Annotated in this window: 14 protein-coding genes; 4 read left to right on the top strand and 10 right to left on the bottom strand. The window is 71.6% G+C overall.

Annotated features, from left to right (window positions below; genetic code table 11):
- Nucleotides 1–90: 90 nt before the first annotated feature.
- A complete protein-coding gene (locus Sco07f_RS08790) occupies nt 91–1,638 on the top strand; it encodes an MFS transporter (protein ID WP_054099823.1) in 1,548 nt (515 codons plus the stop codon).
- Between the two features lie 248 nt (nt 1,639–1,886).
- Here the strand turns inward: Sco07f_RS08790 and Sco07f_RS08785 are convergent, their stop codons facing one another.
- The 3 genes from Sco07f_RS08785 to Sco07f_RS08775 form a co-directional block, all read right to left on the bottom strand.
- Nucleotides 1,887–2,792 (bottom strand): ADP-ribosylglycohydrolase family protein, encoded by a 906-nt coding sequence (locus Sco07f_RS08785; protein WP_108987465.1) that lies wholly within the window; start codon nt 2,790–2,792, stop codon nt 1,887–1,889.
- Nucleotides 2,793–2,804: 12 nt separating this feature from the next.
- On the bottom strand, nt 2,805–3,464 hold the full coding sequence (locus Sco07f_RS08780; RefSeq protein WP_007445052.1) for a histidine phosphatase family protein: 660 nt from the start codon (nt 3,462–3,464) through the stop codon (nt 2,805–2,807).
- A gap of 116 nt (nt 3,465–3,580) precedes the next feature.
- Nucleotides 3,581–4,195, bottom strand: coding sequence for a YdbC family protein (locus Sco07f_RS08775; protein WP_108987464.1), 615 nt, complete (start codon nt 4,193–4,195; stop codon nt 3,581–3,583).
- 158 nt (nt 4,196–4,353) lie between these two features.
- On the opposite strand from Sco07f_RS08775, the gene Sco07f_RS08770 reads away from it, so the two are divergent.
- Nucleotides 4,354–4,887: a TerD family protein gene (locus tag Sco07f_RS08770; RefSeq protein WP_042825329.1), complete on the top strand. Its 534-nt coding sequence runs from the start codon at nt 4,354–4,356 to the stop codon at nt 4,885–4,887.
- 281 nt (nt 4,888–5,168) lie between these two features.
- Here the strand turns inward: Sco07f_RS08770 and Sco07f_RS08765 are convergent, their stop codons facing one another.
- Nucleotides 5,169–8,072, bottom strand: a complete 2,904-nt coding sequence (locus Sco07f_RS08765; protein ID WP_007445050.1) for a vitamin B12-dependent ribonucleotide reductase — start codon at nt 8,070–8,072, stop codon at nt 5,169–5,171.
- Between the two features lie 166 nt (nt 8,073–8,238).
- Nucleotides 8,239–8,787 (bottom strand): transcriptional regulator NrdR, encoded by a 549-nt coding sequence (gene nrdR / locus Sco07f_RS08760; RefSeq protein ID WP_087789328.1) that lies wholly within the window; start codon nt 8,785–8,787, stop codon nt 8,239–8,241.
- 528 nt (nt 8,788–9,315) lie between these two features.
- Here nrdR and lexA point away from each other — a divergent pair.
- Nucleotides 9,316–10,095 carry a transcriptional repressor LexA gene (gene lexA, locus Sco07f_RS08755; protein ID WP_003973219.1) on the top strand — a complete coding sequence of 260 codons (780 nt, stop codon included), beginning with the start codon at nt 9,316–9,318 and terminating at the stop codon, nt 10,093–10,095.
- A gap of 108 nt (nt 10,096–10,203) precedes the next feature.
- Here the strand turns inward: lexA and Sco07f_RS08750 are convergent, their stop codons facing one another.
- The 4 genes from Sco07f_RS08750 to Sco07f_RS08735 form a co-directional block, all read right to left on the bottom strand.
- Nucleotides 10,204–12,246, bottom strand: coding sequence for an ATP-dependent DNA helicase (locus Sco07f_RS08750; RefSeq protein ID WP_108987463.1), 2,043 nt, complete (start codon nt 12,244–12,246; stop codon nt 10,204–10,206).
- Nucleotides 12,247–12,442: 196 nt separating this feature from the next.
- Nucleotides 12,443–13,135 carry a GNAT family N-acetyltransferase gene (locus Sco07f_RS08745; protein WP_108987462.1) on the bottom strand — a complete coding sequence of 231 codons (693 nt, stop codon included), beginning with the start codon at nt 13,133–13,135 and terminating at the stop codon, nt 12,443–12,445.
- Nucleotides 13,136–13,163: 28 nt separating this feature from the next.
- Complete coding sequence (locus Sco07f_RS08740) at nt 13,164–15,185, bottom strand: IucA/IucC family protein (RefSeq protein ID WP_108987461.1); 2,022 nt, start codon at nt 15,183–15,185, stop codon at nt 13,164–13,166.
- A gap of 39 nt (nt 15,186–15,224) precedes the next feature.
- Complete coding sequence (locus Sco07f_RS08735) at nt 15,225–16,625, bottom strand: aminotransferase class III-fold pyridoxal phosphate-dependent enzyme (protein ID WP_108987460.1); 1,401 nt, start codon at nt 16,623–16,625, stop codon at nt 15,225–15,227.
- A gap of 360 nt (nt 16,626–16,985) precedes the next feature.
- On the opposite strand from Sco07f_RS08735, the gene Sco07f_RS08730 reads away from it, so the two are divergent.
- On the top strand, nt 16,986–18,209 hold the full coding sequence (locus Sco07f_RS08730; protein ID WP_007445028.1) for a trypsin-like serine peptidase: 1,224 nt from the start codon (nt 16,986–16,988) through the stop codon (nt 18,207–18,209).
- 91 nt (nt 18,210–18,300) lie between these two features.
- On the opposite strand, the gene hflX is transcribed toward Sco07f_RS08730, so the two are convergent.
- Nucleotides 18,301–19,794: a GTPase HflX gene (gene hflX, locus Sco07f_RS08725; RefSeq protein WP_007445030.1), complete on the bottom strand. Its 1,494-nt coding sequence runs from the start codon at nt 19,792–19,794 to the stop codon at nt 18,301–18,303.
- Nucleotides 19,795–19,812: the final 18 nt, after the last annotated feature.

Here is a 19,812-nt window from a genome sequence, read left to right as displayed (position 1 = left end):
GTGAACGGTTGCGTTCACTGTCTCTCGGTCACTAACGTGGGAGCAACAGTGAACGCGAGCGTTCACTAAGTGATTCGTGGGGGACACATAGTGACAACCTCTTCTCTGATCAAAGACCAGAAGCCGGGAGCGGCCCGCCGGGAGGGGCATCCCGGCATCGCACTCGCCGTCATCGCGGCCTGCCAACTCATGGTCGTACTCGACGCGACGATTGTGAACATCGCGCTCCCGCACATTCAAAACGCGCTCGAGTTCAGCACCACCGACCTCACCTGGGTGGTCAGCGCCTACACGCTCACCTTCGGCGGCCTGCTCCTGCTCGGCGGTCGAGCCGGTGACATCCTCGGCAGGCGCCGGGTCTTCATGACCGGCATCCTGCTGTTCACCTTCGCCTCGCTGCTCGGCGGCTTCGCCCAGGAGCCCTGGCAGCTGCTGGCCGCTCGCGTGCTTCAGGGCATGGGAGGCGCGATCGCGTCGCCCACGTCGCTGGCCCTCATCACCACCACCTTCCCCGAGGGTCCGGAGCGCAACCGGGCCTTCGGCGTCTTCGCCGCCGTCTCCGCGGGCGGCGGGGCCATCGGCCTGCTGGCGGGCGGCATGCTCACCGAGTGGCTCGACTGGCGCTGGGTGCTCTTCGTCAACGTGCCGATCGGTGTGCTGATCGCCGTACTGGCGCCGCTCTACATCAGCGAGTCCGAACGGCACTCCGGCCGCTTCGACATAGCCGGCGCCGTGACGTCCACCGCCGGTATGGCCTCTCTCGTCTACGGCTTCATCCGGGCCGCGGACGAGGGCTGGCGGGACAACCTGACCATCGGCTCCTTCGCGGCCGCCGCGGTCCTGCTGCTGGCCTTCGTCCTCATCGAGCAGCGGGCCAAGGAACCGATCACACCGCTGAAGATGTTCGCCGACCGCAACCGCTCCGGCACGTACGTGATCATGCTGAGCCTGGCCGCGGCGATGTTCGGCATGTTCTTCTACATCGTGCTGTTCGTGCAGAACGTGCTCGGCTACACCCCCATCGAGGCGGGCCTGGCCTTCCTTCCGGTCACGGTCGTGATCGCGCTCGGCGCCGGACTGTCGCAGCGGTTCCTTCCCGTCTTCGGCCCGAAGCCGTTCATGATCGCGGGTTCGACGCTCGCCGCCGTCGGACTCGGCTGGCAGGCCCTCATCAGCTCCGACAGCTCCTATGTCGGCGGCATCCTGGGACCGATGCTGATCTTCGGCTTCGGCATGGGGCTGAACTTCGTGACGCTGACGCTGACCGCGGTCTCCGGGGTCGCCCAGCACGAGGCGGGTGCGGCGTCGGGGCTGCTCAACGCGATGCAGCAGGTGGGCGGATCGATCGGTCTCGCCATCCTGACCACGGTCTTCGGTACGGCCAGCAAGGACGAGGCGGAGAAGCAGGTGACGGACTTCCTCACCAACGCTTCGCCCGAGCAGAAGGCGCAGTTCGCCCAGACGCACCAGCTGCCCGCGCCCTGGTCGCACGACGTGCTGGCGCAGGGGATCTCGGCCGCCTTCATCCCGGCCGCCGCCATGGCCGTACTCGCCCTGGCCACGGCGTGGCTGGTGATCCGGGTACGCAAGAGCGACCTGGAGGCCCTGTCCGGCTCTGCCGGCCCCGGGGTGGGCTGACCACACGGCACCGCGGCCCGGGCGGGCTGCGACGGGCGTCCCGCACGCCCACCGCAGCCCGCCCCGCCGGAGGACGGACAGCACCAGGGACAGCAGCGCGACGCATGCCGACAGCGCCTCCACGACCCACCCCCTCATGACCTCTCGGCCCGCCCGGGGCCGATGCCCCGCACAGCGACTGTCATGACAACGCGCAAGCGGTCACGGAGAGTTCCCGCCGCATACGGAGAGTTTCCGTACGGAGCCGGTCAGGCGGACGTGGTCATCCAGGCGGGCAGCGCCTCGACCCGTGCCGTCCACTCGGCCGGGGGCGCCCCCGCCCTGCCGGCCGCGACCACCCCGCCCACGATGGCGCAGGTTGTGTCCACGTCACCGCCGACCTGTGCCGTCGTCCAGAACGCGGTCTCGTACTCCCCGAGGGCTCGGGCAGCGGACCAGAGGGCGAAGGGAACCGTGTCGTGCGCGGTCGTACGCCGGCCGCAGCCCAGGACCGCGGCGACCGTGGCCGCGTCACCGTAGTCGAGCATGTCCCGGGCGCGGCGCAGTCCGGCGCCCACCGCGCTCTTCGGCACCAGCGCGATCACCCCGTCGAGGAGCGCGTGAGCACGGGGTGGGCCGGACGGATCCGCGGCCAGCGCCGCGGCCGCCGCGACGGCCATGGCGCCCACCACCGCCTCACGGTGCTGATGCGTGGGGTAGGCCGAGATCTCCGCCTGGTGGGTCGCCTGTTCAGGATCGTCCGCGTACCAGGCGCCCAGCGGCGCGATGCGCATGGCGGCTCCGTTGCCCCAGGAGCCCTGGCCGTTGAACAGCGCGGCGGCCAGCTCACGCCAGTCGCCGCCCTCCCGGACCAGCCGCAGCAGCCGGTTGACGGCGGGACCGTAGCCCCGGTCGAAGTCGTGGTGCCGGGCGAAGGAGAGCGCCAGCGCGTCCTGGTCGATGCGGTGGTGGCCGGCCAGGACGGAGACCACGGAACAGGCCATCTCCGTGTCGTCCGTCCACTGCCAGATGCCGGGCGGCAGCTCGCGGCGCCCCAGCAGCGGGTAGTTCGCGGGAACGAAGAACTGCGAGCCCAGCGCGTCCCCCACCGAAAGTCCGCGCAGGCTGGAAAGGGCGCGGTCCAGGCGCCCGTCAGAAGCTGAATGAAGGGTCATCGCCCCGCCACTCTATCCGGTGATCCCGTACGGTTCCGGATCTCGCCAGCGTTCGAAGGGCCGGTCGAGTGCGTACTTGCCGTCCGCACCGAGAACGAGCATCCGCATCTCGGCGTTCCCCGGGTTGGACAGCGACTCGAACTCCGCGACCGTCCAGTGGAACCACCTCATGCAGAACAGCCGCATGGCGAGCCCGTGGGTCACCAGGAGGACGTTCGGCGGGTGGTCGGGGTCCTCGAAACTGCGGAACAGGCTCTCCAGGAAGTTCCCGACGCGGTCGTACACGTCGGCGCCGGACTCGCCCTGGGCGAAGCGGTAGAAGAAGTGCCCGTAGGCGTCGCGGTAGGCCTTCTGCAGCCGCACGTCGTCGCGGTCCTGCCAGTTGCCCCAGTCCTGCTCGCGCAGCCGGGGCTCCTCGCGTATCCGTATGAGCTCCGGATCGAGGTGGAAGGCGCGGAGTGTCTCGTGGGTGCGGCGGTACGGGGAGACGTACACGCTGATCCGCTCGTGGCCGAAGACCTCGCGCAGCCTCTTGCCGGTCTCCCCGGCCTGCGTCCGGCCCCGGTCGGTGAGGGCCAGCGCGTGGTCGGGTTCGCGCTCGTACACGGTGTCATCGACGTTGCCGGTCGACTCGCCGTGCCGGACAAGAACGATGCGCCGTGGTCGTGCCATGCCAGAACCCTAGATCGAGACGGCCGGAACCAGGCACTCGTACGGCCCCGTACGGCGTACGTCACACAGTTTCCACACCGGGAGGAGGGGGGGCGAGGGTGTGCGGGCCCGGGATCTCAGACGGTCCAGGAGGGTTCCAGCTGCACGATGTCGCCCGTCAGGGCCGCGACGTCGGCCTCCGTCTGGGCACGCAGGGCGAGCCGCTCCACCCGCTCGGTGCGGTACTTTCCGTGCTCGGCGGCCGACAGCCACATGGACAGCACGAGGTACTCGTTGTAGGCGTCTCCCGGCGCCTCGCCGAACAGCCCGCGGATCATTCCCGGCGAGCCGGCCATCGCCGGGTTCCAGACCTTCTCCTGCATGAGGACGTAGTGCTCGGCCCGCTCCTCGTGGACGCGGCACAGTGCCACCCGCAGCAGGTCGGCGTCGGTGAAGCGCGGCTCGAAGCCGGTCTTCACGTCGAACCGGTAGTCGAAGAGCCTGACCTGGGCGTCCTTGAAGGTGCCCACCTGGGCCGAGGCCAGGCGGTCGTGGGAGCGGGCCATGAAGGAGTCGTAGAAGGCACGGCTCTCCCAGAAGGCGAAGACGTGCGCCACGTCCGGCCGCCCCCGGCTCCAGCCACCCCCCTGTCCCCGAAAACCCGGCTCCCCCGGAAGCCCCGCCCACTTCCGCTGCCCCCGTTCGAAACCGCGGCGGTCCACCACGGTGCAGCGAATCCACTTGACCAGCACCGCGCCATGGTAAGGCCAGGGAACGTGGCACCGGTCACTCTCCGGAGGACCGCTTTCCCGCACCCCGGTCCCGGTGCGTGGCAGGATGGACAACCGGCCGTCACCGTCCGGCGGTTCGGATGGCCGGGCAGGGCGGGGGACCTGGGAAGGGGAAGTCTGTGAACGGCCTCAGCAAGGGCGTGCGCAAGGTCGAGGTCGCGCTGCGGTGGGACCCCAGTCCGGCCGGGCAGCCGGCCGCCGACCTGGATCTCGTCGCCGGGACCTATACGGCGGACGATCCGTACGGCGCTCCGGCCTACGTGGTGCACTTCGACAGCCGCTCGCCCGACGGCACGATCTATCTCAACCGGGACAGCAAGGACGGCAAGGGCTTCGGGTTCGACGAGGTCATGACGCTGGAGCTGGAGCGCCTGGACGCCCGGTACACGCGCGTGGTGGTGGGCGTCGCCATACAGCAGCGTGCCGAGGACCGGACCTTCGGCGACGTGGCCAATCCGGGCCTGCGCATCCGTGAGGGATACACGGATCTGGCCTCGGAGGATTTCGCGGGCGTCCGGAGCTCCACAGCGGCGACGGTGGCGGAGTTCGTCCGGGACGAGACGGGGGCGTGGGAGTTCCGGGCCTCGGTGCACGGCTTCGAGGGGGAGCCCGCGACGTTCACGCGTGTGATGGGCGCGGCACACCGCCCCTGACGGCGCACTGAGGCGGAGGGGGCGCCCGCCCGGGTGCGGGCGCTCCCTGCTACTGGGGGGGGGACGGCCGGTCGGCGAACGCGGCCGGCCGACGGCGGACTCGCTTCGCTCGATCATGGTCCGGAGCCTGTCATGGGCGCCGTCGGCGGACACCCCTGGTACGCCGGTTTCCGGCACACGTGCCGAAGAGGGCGCCGACCCGTGGTCGGCGCCCTCTTCGGCTGGTGCTCAGGGACGCGTCAGCCGCGGTACCGCCCGCGTTTCAGCGGGCGGGCCCGGCTTCAGCTGCAACCGCTGGTCGAGCCGCAGCCCTCGCAGATGTAGCAGGATCCGGCGCGCTGCATCTTCGTACCGCAGGAGAAGCACAGCGGGGCGTCGGCCTGGATGCCCAGCTGCATCTCCACCAGTTCGGCGCTGGTGTGCGCCTGCTGCGGAGCGGGCTTGGCGGCCTCGGCCTCGGCCTTCGGTGTGGCGACGGCGACCAGTTCCTGGGCGCGGGGCGCGGACTGGGCCAGGCCCTCGACGTCCAGCTCGTCGTCGGACGGCTCGTACGAGCCGGTCTCCAGGTGGCGCTGACGCTCCTCGGCGGAGTGGATGCCGAGCGCGGAGCGCGTCTCGAAGGGCAGGAAGTCCAGCGCCAGGCGGCGGAAGATGTAGTCGACGATCGACTGCGCCATCCGCACGTCCGGGTCGTCCGTCATACCGGCCGGCTCGAAGCGCATGTTGGTGAACTTCGAGACGTACGTCTCCAGCGGCACGCCGTACTGGAGGCCGACGGAGACCGCGATGGAGAAGGCGTCCATCATGCCCGCGAGGGTCGAGCCCTGCTTGGACATCTTGAGGAAGACCTCGCCGAGACCGTCGTCCGGGTAGGAGTTGGCGGTCATGTAGCCCTCGGCGCCGCCGACGGTGAAGGACGTGGTGATGCCGGGACGTCCCTTCGGGAGGCGCTTGCGGACCGGGCGGTACTCGACGACCTTCTCGACCGTCTCGCGGATGGCCGCCTCGGTCTTCTCGGTGATCTCCGCCTTCTCCGTGTCCTTGACCGACTTGGTCTTGGCGGAGAGGGGCTGGCCGACCTTGCAGTTGTCGCGGTAGATCGCGAGCGCCTTGACGCCCATCTTCCAGGCCTCGAAGTAGACCTCCTCGACGTCCTCGACGGTCGCCGACTCCGGCAGGTTGACCGTCTTGGACAGGGCGCCGGAGATCCACGGCTGGATGGCGGCCATCATGCGGACGTGACCCATCGCGGAGATGGAGCGCTCGCCCATCGCGCAGTCGAACACCTCGTAGTGCTCGTGCGCGAGACCGGGGGCGTCGACCACGTTGCCGTTCTCGGCGATGTGGGCGACGATCGCCTCGATCTGCTCCTCCTGGTAGCCCAGGCGGCGCAGGGCCTGCGGGACGGTGCCGTTGACGATCTGCATCGAGCCGCCGCCGACCAGCTTCTTGAACTTGACCAGGGCGAGGTCGGGCTCGAGGCCGGTGGTGTCGCAGGACATCGCGAGACCGATGGTGCCGGTCGGGGCGATGACGGACGCCTGGGAGTTGCGGAAGCCGTTCTTCTCGCCGAGGCGGAGCACGTCCTGCCAGGCCTCGGTGGCGGCGGCCCAGACCGGCGTGTCCAGGTCGTCCATGCGGACGGCCTTGGCGTTCTCGTCGGAGTGCTGCTTCATGACCCGCAGGTGCGGCTTGGCGTTGCGGGCGTAGCCGTCGTACGGGCCGACGATCGCGGCGAGCTCGGCGGAACGCCGGTAGGACGTGCCGGTCATCAGGGAGGTGATGGCGCCGGCCAGGGCGCGGCCGCCGTCGGAGTCGTAGGCGTGGCCGGTCGCCATCAGCAGGGCGCCGAGGTTGGCGTAGCCGATGCCGAGCTGGCGGAAGGCGCGGGTGTTCTCGCCGATCTTCTGGGTCGGGAAGTCCGCGAAGCAGATGGAGATGTCCATCGCGGTGATGACGAGCTCGACGACCTTGGAGAAGCGCTCGGCGTCGAAGGACTGGTTGCCCTTGCCGTCGTCCTTCAGGAACTTCATCAGGTTCAGCGAGGCGAGGTTGCAGGACGTGTTGTCCAGGTGCATGTACTCGCTGCACGGGTTCGAGCCGTTGATGCGGCCGGACTCCGGGCAGGTGTGCCAGGCGTTGATGGTGTCGTCGTACTGGATGCCCGGGTCGGCACACGCCCACGCGGCCTCGGCCATCTTGCGGAAGAGCGCCTTGGCGTCGACCTCCTCGATGACCTCGCCGGTCATGCGGGACGTCAGACCGAACTTGCCGCCGTCCTGCACGGCCTTCATGAACGTGTCGTTCACGCGGACCGAGTTGTTGGCGTTCTGGTACTGGACGGACGTGATGTCGTCGCCGCCCAGGTCCATGTCGAAGCCCGCGTCGCGCAGGGCGCGGATCTTCTCCTCTTCCTTGACCTTGGTCTCGATGAACCCCTCGATGTCGGGGTGGTCGACGTCGAGGATGACCATCTTGGCCGCGCGGCGGGTGGCGCCACCGGACTTGATGGTGCCGGCGGAGGCGTCGGCGCCGCGCATGAAGGAGACCGGTCCCGAGGCGTTGCCGCCGGAGGAGAGCAGTTCCTTGGAGGAGCGGATCCGGGAGAGGTTCAGGCCGGCGCCGGAGCCGCCCTTGAAGATCATGCCCTCTTCCTTGTACCAGTCGAGGATCGACTCCATGGAGTCGTCGACGGACAGGATGAAGCAGGCGGAGACCTGCTGCGGCTGGGGCGTGCCGACGTTGAACCACACCGGGCTGTTGAAGCTGAAGATCTGGTGCAGGAGGGCGTAGGCCAGCTCGTGCTCGAAGATCTCGGCGTCGGCGGGCGAGGCGAAGTACTTGTGGTCCTCGCCGGCCTTCCGGTACGTCTTCACGATGCGGTCGATGAGCTGCTTGAGGCTCACCTCGCGCTGCGGGGTGCCCACGGCGCCCCGGAAGTACTTGCTGGTGACGATGTTGACCGCGTTCACCGACCAGAACTCGGGGAACTCGACGCCACGCTGCTCGAAGTTGACCGAGCCGTCGCGCCAGTTGGTCATGACGACGTCACGACGCTCCCAGGCCACCTCGTCGTAGGGGTGGACGCCGGGAGTGGTGTGGACGCGCTCGACGCGGAGTCCCTTGCCCGCCTTGGTGCCCTTGGCGCGGGAACTCCGTGCCGGACCGCTCGCCGTCTCTGTCATGCCGCCTCCCTGTACGGGCGAAAACGCCCTGAAGTGCCCCGATTGTTCCCGTGGGCACGGTGTTCTGTCTGGTGTTGCGGGCATCTCTCGCCGCGCCCGCAACAGGTCTCTGCTCGCCGCCGTCCGGCCGGGCCCCGGGCGCCGAAGTCCGGGTCCGGCCCGCCGGTCAGTCGGCGGCGCCCGCGGGCTCGGGGACCTGTCCTGCCCCCGTGGACCCGCGGTCGTTCTCCTGGCTCCCCGCGCCGGCGTCGTCGCCCGGGGCGGGGCGCCCCGTCGTCTCCCTCAGTTCCGCGATCGCGGCCTCGAAGTCCTCGAGCGAGCCGAACGCCCGGTAGACCGAGGCGAATCGCAGATAGGCGACGAGGTCGAGTTCCTGCAAGGGTCCGAGGATGGCCAGCCCCACGTCGTGGGTGGTCAGCTCGGCGCTTCCGGTGGCCCGCACCGCCTCCTCGACCCGCTGGCCGAGCTGCGCGAGCGCGTCCTCGGTGACGGGCCGGCCCTGACAGGCCTTGCGCACCCCGTTGATCACCTTGGTACGGCTGAACGGTTCGGTGACCCCGGACCGCTTCACCACCATGAGCGAACACGTCTCCACGGTCGTGAACCGGCGGGAGCAGTCGGGGCACTGGCGGCGCCTGCGGATCGACGTGCCGTCGTCGGTCGTACGACTGTCGACGACACGGCTGTCGGGGTGCCTGCAGAAGGGGCAGTGCATGGTCTCCGAACCCTCCTCGCAGCAGACTCAACAGCCTCGGAAGGGCCTTCGGGCCCCTCGAAGCAGCCCCCAGCATAGGCGATCGCGGCGGGCTCCAAGACCCGGGGGACCACAACTTGTGGGCTGCTGATGCAATCCAACCACTAGATGTGGGGATTGGCTCATACATACACGCCCTGCACGCGTGTCGCGCCTGCGCGTACGCGCCCCGGGCACGCGAAGGACGCGCATGCGGAGATACCGTGAGCGCCGCGGGGAGGGGACGTGGGACTACCGCAACAGATGGGAGACCCGCCCCGTCGAACGGAACGCCGGATGGCAGACTGGGGCGACATCCCGCAGGTTGTCACCACGGCGGTGAAGAGTACAGCAATAGGCCCTTTTGTCCGCCAGGCACCACGGTAGCTATACACCCAGACATGCAATACGGACGACAGATTCACGGTTTTTCACTCGAACGTGTGTTTGGCGCAACCTTTCGAAAGCTACTACCGTTGTGCAGCAGGGAGACCATCGAGAGGGGCCGACGTGACCACCACCGCCGACAGTGCCACCATCACTGCCCAGGAACGCCCCCAGGGCCGTCCTGAGCCGGTACACGCGATGAGCGACGCCGCGAATCCCGAGGGGCACAAGCGCTCCCTGCCGGGGCGACCTCCCGGCATCCGGGCGGACAGCTCGGGACTCACCGACCGCCAGCGCCGGGTGATCGAGGTCATCCGCGACTCGGTGCAGCGGCGCGGGTACCCGCCGTCGATGCGGGAGATCGGCCAGGCCGTCGGGCTCTCCAGCACCTCGTCCGTGGCGCACCAGCTGATGGCGCTGGAGCGCAAGGGCTTCCTCCGCCGGGACCCGCACCGTCCGCGCGCCTACGAGGTGCGCGGCTCCGACCAGGCCGCCTCGGTGCAGCCCACGGACACCGCCGGGAAGCCGGCCGCGTCGTACGTGCCGCTGGTCGGGCGCATCGCCGCCGGTGGTCCGATCCTCGCCGAGGAGTCCGTCGAGGACGTCTTCCCGCTCCCCCGGCAGCTGGTCGGCGACGGTGAGCTGTTCGTCCTGAAGGTCGTCGGCGACTCGATGATCGAGGCCGCGATCTGCGACGGCGACTGGGTCACGGTCCGTCGCCAGCCGGTCGCCGAGAACGGCGACATCGTGGCTGCCATGCTCGACGGCGAGGCCACCGTCAAGCGCTTCAAGCGCGAGGACGGCCACGTCTGGCTCCTCCCGCACAACTCGGCCTACGAGCCGATCCCCGGTGACGACGCGACCATCCTCGGCAAGGTGGTGGCCGTACTGCGTCGCGTCTGAGCGCCACGGCGGGCGGGTACGCGCGACATCGCCCCGCCGACCAGACCGGGCCCCGGAACCTCTGCGCCGGTTCCGGGGCCCAGCGCTGTGCGGGACGGGCCGGCGCGCTCAGTCGCCCTGGGTCTGCTCCGTGCCCTCGCCCGCCCCGGCGGCGGCGTCCTCGGTCTGCTTCGCCTTCGCGTCGATCGCGGCGAGGGACTTGCGGACCTGGTTGCGGTCCGTGGTGAACCAGAAGTCGGGCAGCGACGCCTTCAGATAGCTCCCGTACCGGGCCGTCGCCAGCCGCTGATCCAGTACGGCGACCACCCCGCGGTCGCCCGACGCGCGGACGAGCCGGCCCGCGCCCTGCGCCATCAGCAGCGCGGCGTGGGTTGCCGCCACCGCCATGAAGCCGTTGCCCCCGGCCTCCTCCACCGCCTTCTGGCGGGCGCTCATCAGAGGGTCGTCCGGACGCGGGAACGGGATCTTGTCCATGACGACCAGCTGACAGCTCGGCCCGGGGACGTCGACGCCCTGCCACAGCGACAACGTGCCGAAGAGGCAGGTCCGCGGGTCGGCGGCGAAGTTCTTGATCAGCTCGCCGAGGGTCTCCTCGCCCTGGAGCAGGATCGGGTACTCCGGGATCCGCGAACGCAGTTCCTCGGCGGCCAGCTGGGCCGCGCGCATCGAGGAGAACAGCCCCAGTGTGCGGCCGCCCGCGGCTTGGATCAGCTCGGTCAGCTCGTCGAGCATGTCGCCGCGGTCGCCGTCCCGGGCGGGGCGGGCCAGGTGCTTGGCCACGTAGAGGATGCCCTGCTTGCGGTAGTCGAAGGGCGAGCCGACGTCGACGCCCTTCCACTGGGGCACGTCGTCGCCCTCGGTGCCCTCGGCGGCGAGGCCGAGCGACGCCCCGACACCGTTGAAGTCGCCGCCCAGCTTCAGGGTCGCGGAGGTCAGGACCACGGAGCGGTCGGTGAAGAGCTTCTCCCGCAGCAGCCCCGAGACGGACATCGGGGCGACCCGCAGCGAGGCCCCACTGGGCCGGTACGCGACTCCGCCGCGGGGCTCGTGCCGCTCGTACCAGACGACGTCCCACTCGGAGCCGTTCGTGATCCGCTCTGCCACGTCGTGCACGGACTCCACGGAGGCCAGCGCCTGCTTGCGGACCGCGTCCTCGTCCTGCACGGACTTGTCGCGGGTGGTGCCGATGGCCGAGATGACCGTACGGCAGGCGTCCCGCAGTGCCATCAGCGCGTAGCCCAGATCCTCCGGGATCTCCTCCAGGCGGCCCGGCAGCGCCAGCTCCATCAGCCGCTCGAAGCCCTCGGCGGCGGTCTGGAGCTGGTCGGCGGCCTTCTCGTTGACCAGCTTCGCGGCGCGGCGGACCGCGCGGTTGACCTGGCCGGGGGTCAGCTCGCCGGTGGCGACGCCGGTGACCCGGGAGACCAGCTCGTGCGCCTCGTCGACGATCAGCACCTCGTGCTGCGGCAGGACGGGCGCGCCCTCGATGGCGTCGATCGCGAGCAGTGCGTGGTTGGTCACGACGACCTCGGAGAGCTTGGCCCGCTCCCGGGCCGTCTCGGCGAAGCACTCGGCGCCGTAGGCGCACTTCGAGGCGCCCAGGCACTCCCGGGAGGACACCGACACCTGCGACCAGGCGCGGTCGGAGACGCCCGGCGTGAGGTCGTCGCGGTCGCCGGTCTCGGTCTCGTCCGCCCAGTCGCGCATCCGCAGCAGGTCCTGGCCCAGCCTGCTGGTGGGGGCGGCGGCCTCGAACTGGTCGAAGAGGCCCTCCTCCTCGTCCTGCGGAACGCCCTCGTGCAGCCGGTGCAGGCACAGGTAGTTCGACCTGCCCTTGAGCATCGCGAACTCGGGGCGGCGGCGCAGCTGCGGGTGAAGCACGTCAACCGTGCGGGGCAGGTCCCGCTCGACCAGCTGGCGTTGCAGGGCCAGGGTCGCCGTGGCCACGACCACGCGCTCCCCGTGAGCGAGCGCGGGCACCAGGTAGCCGAGCGACTTTCCGGTGCCGGTGCCGGCCTGGACCAGCAGATGGGAGCCGCCGTCGATGGCTTCCTCGACGGCTTCGGCCATGGCCACCTGGCCGGGACGCTCCGTACCGCCGACGGCGGTGACGGCGGCGTGCAGGAGTTCGGGGAGTGAGGGCTTCGTCATAGCGCGACCACCCTACGGCCCGGGACTGACAAACGGGTCGGCAAGGCGGGCGCCAGGGGCGGGAGTGACGGTGGAGGCAGCGGGCGCAAAGGTGGCTCCTGGGCGGCTGACCGGCGAAACGGGACGGAAGGGGCGACGGGCGGACGGCGCAGGCGGAGGGGCGACAGGCGGACGGCGCAGGCGGCGGACACCGGCGTCATCGCGGCTCCCGCGCCGCCCGATCGCGGACCATGAGGGCGGCGCGCTTGCCGGGCAGCTCCACCTCCGCCACCGGCCGGAACCCGGCGCCGAGGAACGCCGCGACGGACGGCCTGTTGCGGACGTCGGGCTCGGCGAGCACGCGCGTGCAGGCCGGGCGCCCCGCGAGGACGAGGTCGGCGACGGTCCGGATCAGTGCGGTTCCGAGGCCCCGCCCGCGGTCGGCCTCGTCGCCGATCAGCAGGTGGACGCCGGTGTCGTGCGGCCGGACGGGGCAGTACCGGGCCAGCGGGTCGAGGTCGGCCCGGTAGATCTCCCAGTAGCTCATCGGCACTCCGTCCAGCATCCCGACGCACGGGATGCTGCGTCCGTCCCCGGCCAGCTGGGCGCCCAGATGATCCACGGTGACGCTCCGGGGTCCGGTCAGCTCCCAGTACGCGGCGACGGCGGGGTCGTTCATCCAGCGGGCGACGAGCGGGGCGTCCCGTTCGACGTCGACGGGCACCAGGTGGAACACGCCGACGGGCGTGGCGCTCGGCCCCCAGTCGGCGATGCGGTCGAGGAGGTCCTCGCGCGCGTGTGCCCCGGCCGCCCGCGCCCGGTCGTTCCCCGCGCCGCGGAAGCGGGCGACGAATTCCTCCGGCAGGTGCAGGTCCAGGGTGTCGTCGGCGCTCGCGTCGGTGGAATTCACAGTGTCGTCCTTCGGAAGGGCGGCCCGCTCAGGCACGCAGGGGATTGGCGATGGTGACGTAGACGGACTGGGTGTCCACCGGGCCGACGAGTTCGTCGAGGCCGTGCAGCCGGGTCAGCAGGTTCGCCTTGCAGCGCAGTGACGGCGAGTCGAGGAGGTAGGCGGGGAGCGGACCGCCCAGCGGGGCGGGGCCCGAGACCAGCCGGCTGAGGAACCGGCGGAAGGCCGCCAGCAGCGGCCGCTCGTCGGCCAGCCCCTGGGAACCAAAGGCGCCGACGAGACCGAAGACGTTGTTGACGGCGAGGTAGTAAGCGAAGCGCTCGTCGGTGACGTCGTCGGCCACGAACGTGTCGCTGTGCGCACCGATCCCGGGCAGCCGGGCGTCGAGTTCCGTGCGCCGGGACTCGCGGAAGTAGTAGCCCTGGTTGTCCCGGTAGCGGCCGCCCGAGGGCCAGCCGTCGGCGTCCAGCAGGACGAGCGTGTTCTGCTGGTGCGCCTCCAGGGCGATCCCCGCGCGGGCGTCCAGCCACAGGACGGGACGCACGACGTGGTGGAGGTAGCGCAGGAACCACTCGACGGCGACGGCTGCGCGCGGCCGGCCGGTCCGCCCGGCGAGCCGGGTGACGAGGTCCGCCAGCCGGGAGCGCGCGGCGGGCCCGGACCCGTCCTGCCCGGTGGCGCCTTCCGTCGCCCGGGTGTGCGGCCGCGGGGCGACCAGAGCGGCCACGCAGGACACGTCGTCCGAGGGCCGGAAGGGGTTGTGCCGGACGACGACGTCGAGCCCTCGCGCGGGTGTGCCGTCCGGTCGGTCGACGGCGAGCCAGGCCGGGTCGCGGACGATGTCGAAGTCCGGGTGGGCCGCCCGCCACCGGCCGGACAGGCCGCGGCGCAGCAGGCGGTGGACCTCGACGCCGCGGTGGAGTTCCTTGCGGAGGTTCTCCCGCCGGGAGTTGGTGATGTGCAGAGCCAGCGAGAGCTTGAGCATGGCGGGGGCGCCCGTCCGGTGGACGGTGCGCACGGAGGACGTGGGATGCCAGGCCGGGCCCCGCGCGCCGAGGTCCCTGACCAGACCGCTGTCGAGCAGTGCGGTCAGGTCCGGCCGGTGCAGCAGCGCGCGGAACTGCCAGGGGTGCAGGGGCAGGAGGGCGTGCCCGTCCGGGGGCGCCGGCCCGTCCGCGCCGAGGCGGGCGGTGAGTTCGGTCGCCGGCAGCGGGCGGCCGCGCTCGGTCCAGGCCGAGTCGGTGGCGAGGACCGAGGGGGCGACGGCCAGCCAGTGCAGCGGGAAGGAGCCGCGCAGCTCCGGTGAGTACCGGTGGGTCTCCGCCTCGGTGAGGCCCTCACGGCTCTTCGGGGTGGGGTGCAGCGGGTGGCCGAGGAGAAGCGCCTGTTCGGCGTCGAGGAAGAGGTCGGGGGCGCCGGGGTCCCCGGAAGCGGCGTGCCGACCGCCCGGTCCGTCCGCGGGACGTTCCGCGCGGTCCCGGAGGAATACGGCGGTGCGGCGGACGGAGTCGGCGACGCGCGCGACGAGGTCGGGACCGTCGGGCCCGGGGGCGCCGGCGCCCTCGCGTACGAGCAGTGCGGCGAGCGTGACCGCGTCCACGGGCGGCGCCGAGGCGGGCGCGCCGGCCAGCCGTGGGGGACCGAAGCGGTGCCGTCCGGTCGGGGACCAGTAGAGGACGGGAACGGCCAGGGCCGTACCGCTGGCCGGGAGCGGGACCCGGAGGAGGCCGTCGTCGGGGGCGGGAGCGTCGGTCTCGCGGGCCCAGCAGCGGATCAGGTTCTCCGTGGCCTCGGCCTGGGCGGCGGCGTAGGGACCGAGACGGTCGAGCGGGTCGGCCGCCGAGGGCGCCACGGACAGCACGAGCAGCGGTGGGGGCGCGGGCGGAGACAGGAGTGGGGCGTCCGGGACGGTGCCCGCCCCTGGGGCCGGTCCGTGCCCGGAGGCCGGAGCGGGGGCGGGCTCCGCGGTGACCGGGCGCGCCGGGCCGGTCGGGTCCCCGGGTGCGGAGAGGGCCGCGGGGGCCGGTTCTGGTGCGGGGTCGGGGTGCAACGCGGGTCCTCCTGGCGTGCTGTGTCCGGGCGGTGCGACTCATCGCGGGGCGTGCTGCCCGCCTAACGCGGCGGGACCGCCCACGCGGTGGCGGTCCACCGCCCGTACGGCGTCGAAGAGCCGGTCCAGGACCGCCGACATCTGCTCCTCGGTGACGATGAGCGGGGGCAGCAGGCGCACGACGTTCGCGCAGGGCCCCGTGACGTCCACGATCAGGCCGCGGTGCAGGCACTCCCGGCGGACGGCGGCGGCGAGTTCGGCGGGCGTGCCGGGTGTGCCGGGTGTGCCCGCGCCCACGCCTGTGCCGATGCCTGTGCCCACGCTTGAGCCCATGCCTGTGCCCACGCCTGTGCCCGGGCGGCGCACGCCGTCGCCGGGGCCGTGGGCCGTCCCGTCCGGTGACACCAGTTCGACACCCGCCATCAGACCCCGCCCGCGTACGTCGCCGACGCATGCGAACTCCCCGGCCAGGGTGCGCAGTCGGGTCAGCATCCGCTCGCCCAGAGCGGCGGCGTGTTCGGCGAGGCGCTGTTCGCGGACGTGGGCGAGGGTGGCGGCGCCCGCGGCCAGGGCGAGTTGGTTGCCGCGGAAGGCGCCGGCCCTGGTCGCGCCGGTGTGCGCCGCGGCCGGGCGGCCCACGGTGTCCTTGCCTCCCGAGTCGCCCGAGTCGCCCAGGTCGTCGCGGTGAACCACCGCGGCCAGCGGCAGGCTGCCGCCGACCGCCTTGGCGAGGATCAGCACGTCGGGTGTGACCCCGCTGTGCTCGAACGCCCAGTAGGCGCCGGTCCGGCCCACGCCCGTCTCGGTCTCGTCGACGACGAGCGGGACGCCCTGTCCGGCCGTGCGGGAGCGCAGGCGCCGGACCAGGGCGTCCGCCACCGGGAGCACCCCGGCCTCGCTCCGGACCGGCTCCAGGAGGAGTGCGGCGGGCCGGTCCCGCTCCGCCCCGCCGTCCTCGGGGAGCGGCTCGGGGGCGTCGGAGACGGCGATCACCCGTGACCGTCCGGTGGCGGCGCGGACCAGCGAGGCGGCGGTGGCGACCGGATCGGTTCCGGTCGGGCCGCAGAACCGCACGCGCGCGCGGGCGGCGAGTCCGGGCGGCAGGGTGCGCAGCAGTTCGGTGACGAAGGCGTCCTCGACCGGCGTGGTGAGGTCCATGACGTGCAAGGGGGCGCCGGAGTCGAGGACCGCGCGGATCGCCTCCAGGACGACGGGGTGGTTGTGGCCGAGGGCCAGGGTCCCCGCGCCGGAGACGCAGTCCAGGTAACGGCGGCCGTCGGCGCCCTCGATGGTGAGTCCCCGGGCCCGCACCGGTACGACCGGCAGTGCGCGCGCGTAGGTGCGCGCGGCCGGTTCACGCGCCGGCTGTCGCCTCGAAGCGCCCCCCTGCACGGCACTCTCCCGCACGATTCCCCCGGCCCCGACCCCGGTACCCGCCACGTCCTGTCGACCTCCTGCTGTCCGGACGCGGCGGCGTGCCGGGCGCTCCCGGCCAGGGGGACCGCGTCCGGACAGCAGGCCCCCCACCGCTACCAACCCGGGACCGCTCACGGGGTTACGGCCTGCCCGAAGATCGTTGCCGGGCCGGGGACTTCGCGGTCCGCCCCGGCGGCGCGGACCGGCCTCACGGTCCGGCGGGACGACGTGTGCCAGGTCAGACGGCTGTGTCCGAACCGTTGCCGTTCTGTCGGAACTCCCCCACAGCCACCGCATAGTGTGTGATGCCGTTCCCGGTCGCCGTCGCTCGGCGGTTCGGCCGCGGCAGCACCACGTTCGTTCACAGCAGGGGGAGTCAACACCATGCGATCCATACGGCCGTCGTTCACCATGCGCGGGCACCGGCGCGGGAGGCGCGGAACCTCGTCGGCGGCCGCCGCCGTGGCGCTCGTCTCGGCGCTCGCACTCACCGCCACGGCGTGCGAGGACGGCGACCCCGAGGCGGCCGGCGACGCCTCGGCCTCCGCGTCCGCCGACGACGCCAACGGCGGCATCCGGATCCCGGACCACATCAAGGACAAGCTCAAAGAGCACGGGATCGACGTCGACGACTGGAAGAACGGCGCCTGGAAGAACTGGAACAAGGACGACTGGCTGCGCGAGGCGCAGGACTTCGTCAACCCGATCATCGAGGACCTGTGGGACCCGGACCGGATGCGGGACGCCGAGGAGCCGGACCAGGAGGTCGACGAGAACGACATCTCCGGCGACCAGGGCGTCACCGACCCGGAGCCCGCCCCCGTCGAGGCGGAGGCCGTACCGGCCAAGTACCACGACAACGCCGCCACGGCCGGCAAGCTGCTCTTCGACTCCCCCAAGGGCTCGATGGTGTGCTCGGCGACGGTCGTGAAGGACCCCGCCCATCCCGGCAAGTCCAACATGGTCTGGACGGCGGGTCACTGCGTGCACGCGGGCAAGAGCGGCGGCTGGTACCGCAACATCGCCTTCGTGCCGTCGTACAACGACGCGGACATGTCGGTCGAGGAGCTGCAGAACGCCACCAAGGAAGAGGTCGCTCCCTACGGCGTCTGGTGGGGCGACTGGGCGCAGACCTCGGACCAGTGGATCGAGCAGGGCGGTGCGACCGGCGGTCAGGGCGCCTCGTACGACTTCGCGGTGATCCATGTGACGCCGGAGAAGGGCAGCGGCGGCAAGTCGCTGGAGGAGACGGTCGGCGCCGCGCTGCCGGTGGACTTCGACGCGCCCGCGGTGCCGGAGATCGAGAGCATGAAGGCGATCGGCTACCCGGCCGCGCCGCCGTACGACGGTCAGAAGCTGTACCAGTGCCAGGACAAGCCCGGTCGGCTGTCGATCAACGCCTCCGACCCGACGATGTACCGCATCGGCTGCACCATGACCGGCGGTTCGTCCGGCGGCGGCTGGGTCGCGGCCGGCTCCGACGGCAAGCCCGCGCTGGTCTCCAACACCTCGATCGGCCCGGTGACGGCCGGCTGGCTGGCCGGTCCGCGCCTGGGCGAGGAGGCCAAGGGCGTGTTCGACGCGGTGAGCGGCAAGTTCGCCAAGTAGCGGCCTGACGCGTCACGGCACCAGGAGCGGCGACGGCCGAGGGCCCGCCCCCCGACATGGGGAGCGGGCCCTCGGCCGTCGCGGTACGTGCTCAGGCGAGCGGCGCCGGAACGTACGGCGTCAGCTCCGCCGCCAGTTCCTCGTGCACCCGCACCTTGAGCAGGGTGCCCTCCGGGGTGTGCTCCTCGGAGAGCACCTCGCCCTCGTCGTGGGCGCGGGCCACCAGCTTGCCGTGGGTGTACGGCACGAGTGCCTCGATCTCGACCGAGGGACGCGGCAGCTCGTTGTCGATGAGCGCGAGCAGCTGGTCGATGTTCCGGCCGGTGCGCGCCGAGACGGCGATGGCCCGCTTCTCGACCCGCAGCAGCCGCTGGAGCACCAGCGGGTCGGCCATGTCGGCCTTGTTGACCACGACGATCTCGGGCACGCCGGTGGCACCGACGTCCCTGATCACCTCGCGCACGGCGGCCAGCTGCTCCTCCGGGGCGGGGTGCGAACCGTCGACCACGTGCAGGATCAGGTCGGAGTCGCCGACCTCCTCCATCGTGGAGCGGAACGCCTCGACCAGGTGGTGCGGCAGGTGCCGGACGAAGCCGACGGTGTCCGCCAGGGTGTACAGGCGGCCGCTCGGCGTCTCCGCGCGGCGCACGGTCGGGTCGAGGGTGGCGAACAGCGCGTTCTCCACCAGCACGCCCGCGCCGGTGAGGCGGTTGAGCAGCGAGGACTTGCCGGCGTTGGTGTAGCCCGCGATGGCGACGGAGGGCACCTTGTGGCGCTTGCGCTCCTGGCGCTTGATCTCGCGGCCGGTCTTCATCTCCGCGATCTCACGGCGCATCTTCGCCATCTTCTCGCGGATCCGCCGCCGGTCCGTCTCGATCTTGGTCTCACCGGGACCGCGGGTGGCGAGGCCGCCGCCCTTGCCGCCGCCCATCTGCCGGGACAGCGACTGACCCCAGCCGCGCAGTCGCGGCAGCATGTACTGCATCTGCGCGAGCGCGACCTGCGCCTTGCCCTCCCGGGACTTGGCGTGCTGGGCGAAGATGTCCAGGATCAGGGCCGTACGGTCGATGACCTTGACCTTGACGACGTCCTCGAGGTGGATCAGCTGCCCCGGGCTCAGCTCACCGTCGCAGATGACGGTGTCCGCGCCGGTGTCGAGGACGACGTCCCGCAGCTCCTCGGCCTTGCCGGAGCCGATGTAGGTGGCCGCGTCGGGCTTGTCGCGGCGCTGGACGACGCCGTCGAGCACGAGGGCGCCCGCCGTCTCCGCGAGGGCGGCCAGCTCGGCCAGCGAGTTCTCCGCGTCCTGCACGGTGCCCGAGGTCCACACGCCGACGAGGACGACCCGCTCCAGGCGGAGCTGGCGGTACTCGACCTCGGTGACGTCCTCGAGCTCGGTGGAGAGGCCCGCCACACGGCGCAGGGCCGCGCGGTCGGAGCGGTCGAACTGCTCGCCGTCCCACTGCGAGTCGTTTCCGTGGCTCCAGGCGACGTCCTCTTCCATCAGGGCATCGGCCCGGAGGCCCTCGGGATAGGTCTGCTCGAGACGCTTGGTGTCCTGGGAGGGGGAAGAAGAGGAGGTCATTGGATCCTTACGCAGCAG

Origin of the sequence: Streptomyces coelicoflavus, from assembly GCF_003112555.1 — a bacterium.
GTDB classification, from domain to species: Bacteria; Actinomycetota; Actinomycetes; order Streptomycetales; family Streptomycetaceae; genus Streptomyces; species Streptomyces coelicoflavus.
This window is presented reverse-complemented; position numbering and strand designations above follow the sequence as displayed.

Excerpts from the sequence above, each read along its gene's own strand:
- Sco07f_RS08785 (WP_108987465.1), bottom strand. The coding sequence starts at position 2,792 with ATGACCCTTCATTCAGCTTCTGACGGGCGCCTGGACCGCGCCCTTTCC.
- Sco07f_RS08780 (WP_007445052.1), bottom strand. The coding sequence starts at position 3,464 with ATGGCACGACCACGGCGCATCGTTCTTGTCCGGCACGGCGAGTCGACC.
- Sco07f_RS08765 (WP_007445050.1), bottom strand. The coding sequence starts at position 8,072 with ATGACAGAGACGGCGAGCGGTCCGGCACGGAGTTCCCGCGCCAAGGGC.
- nrdR (WP_087789328.1), bottom strand. The coding sequence starts at position 8,787 with ATGCACTGCCCCTTCTGCAGGCACCCCGACAGCCGTGTCGTCGACAGT.
- Sco07f_RS08750 (WP_108987463.1), bottom strand. The coding sequence starts at position 12,246 with ATGACGAAGCCCTCACTCCCCGAACTCCTGCACGCCGCCGTCACCGCC.
- Sco07f_RS08730 (WP_007445028.1), top strand. The coding sequence starts at position 16,986 with ATGCGATCCATACGGCCGTCGTTCACCATGCGCGGGCACCGGCGCGGG.
- hflX (WP_007445030.1), bottom strand. The coding sequence starts at position 19,794 with ATGACCTCCTCTTCTTCCCCCTCCCAGGACACCAAGCGTCTCGAGCAG.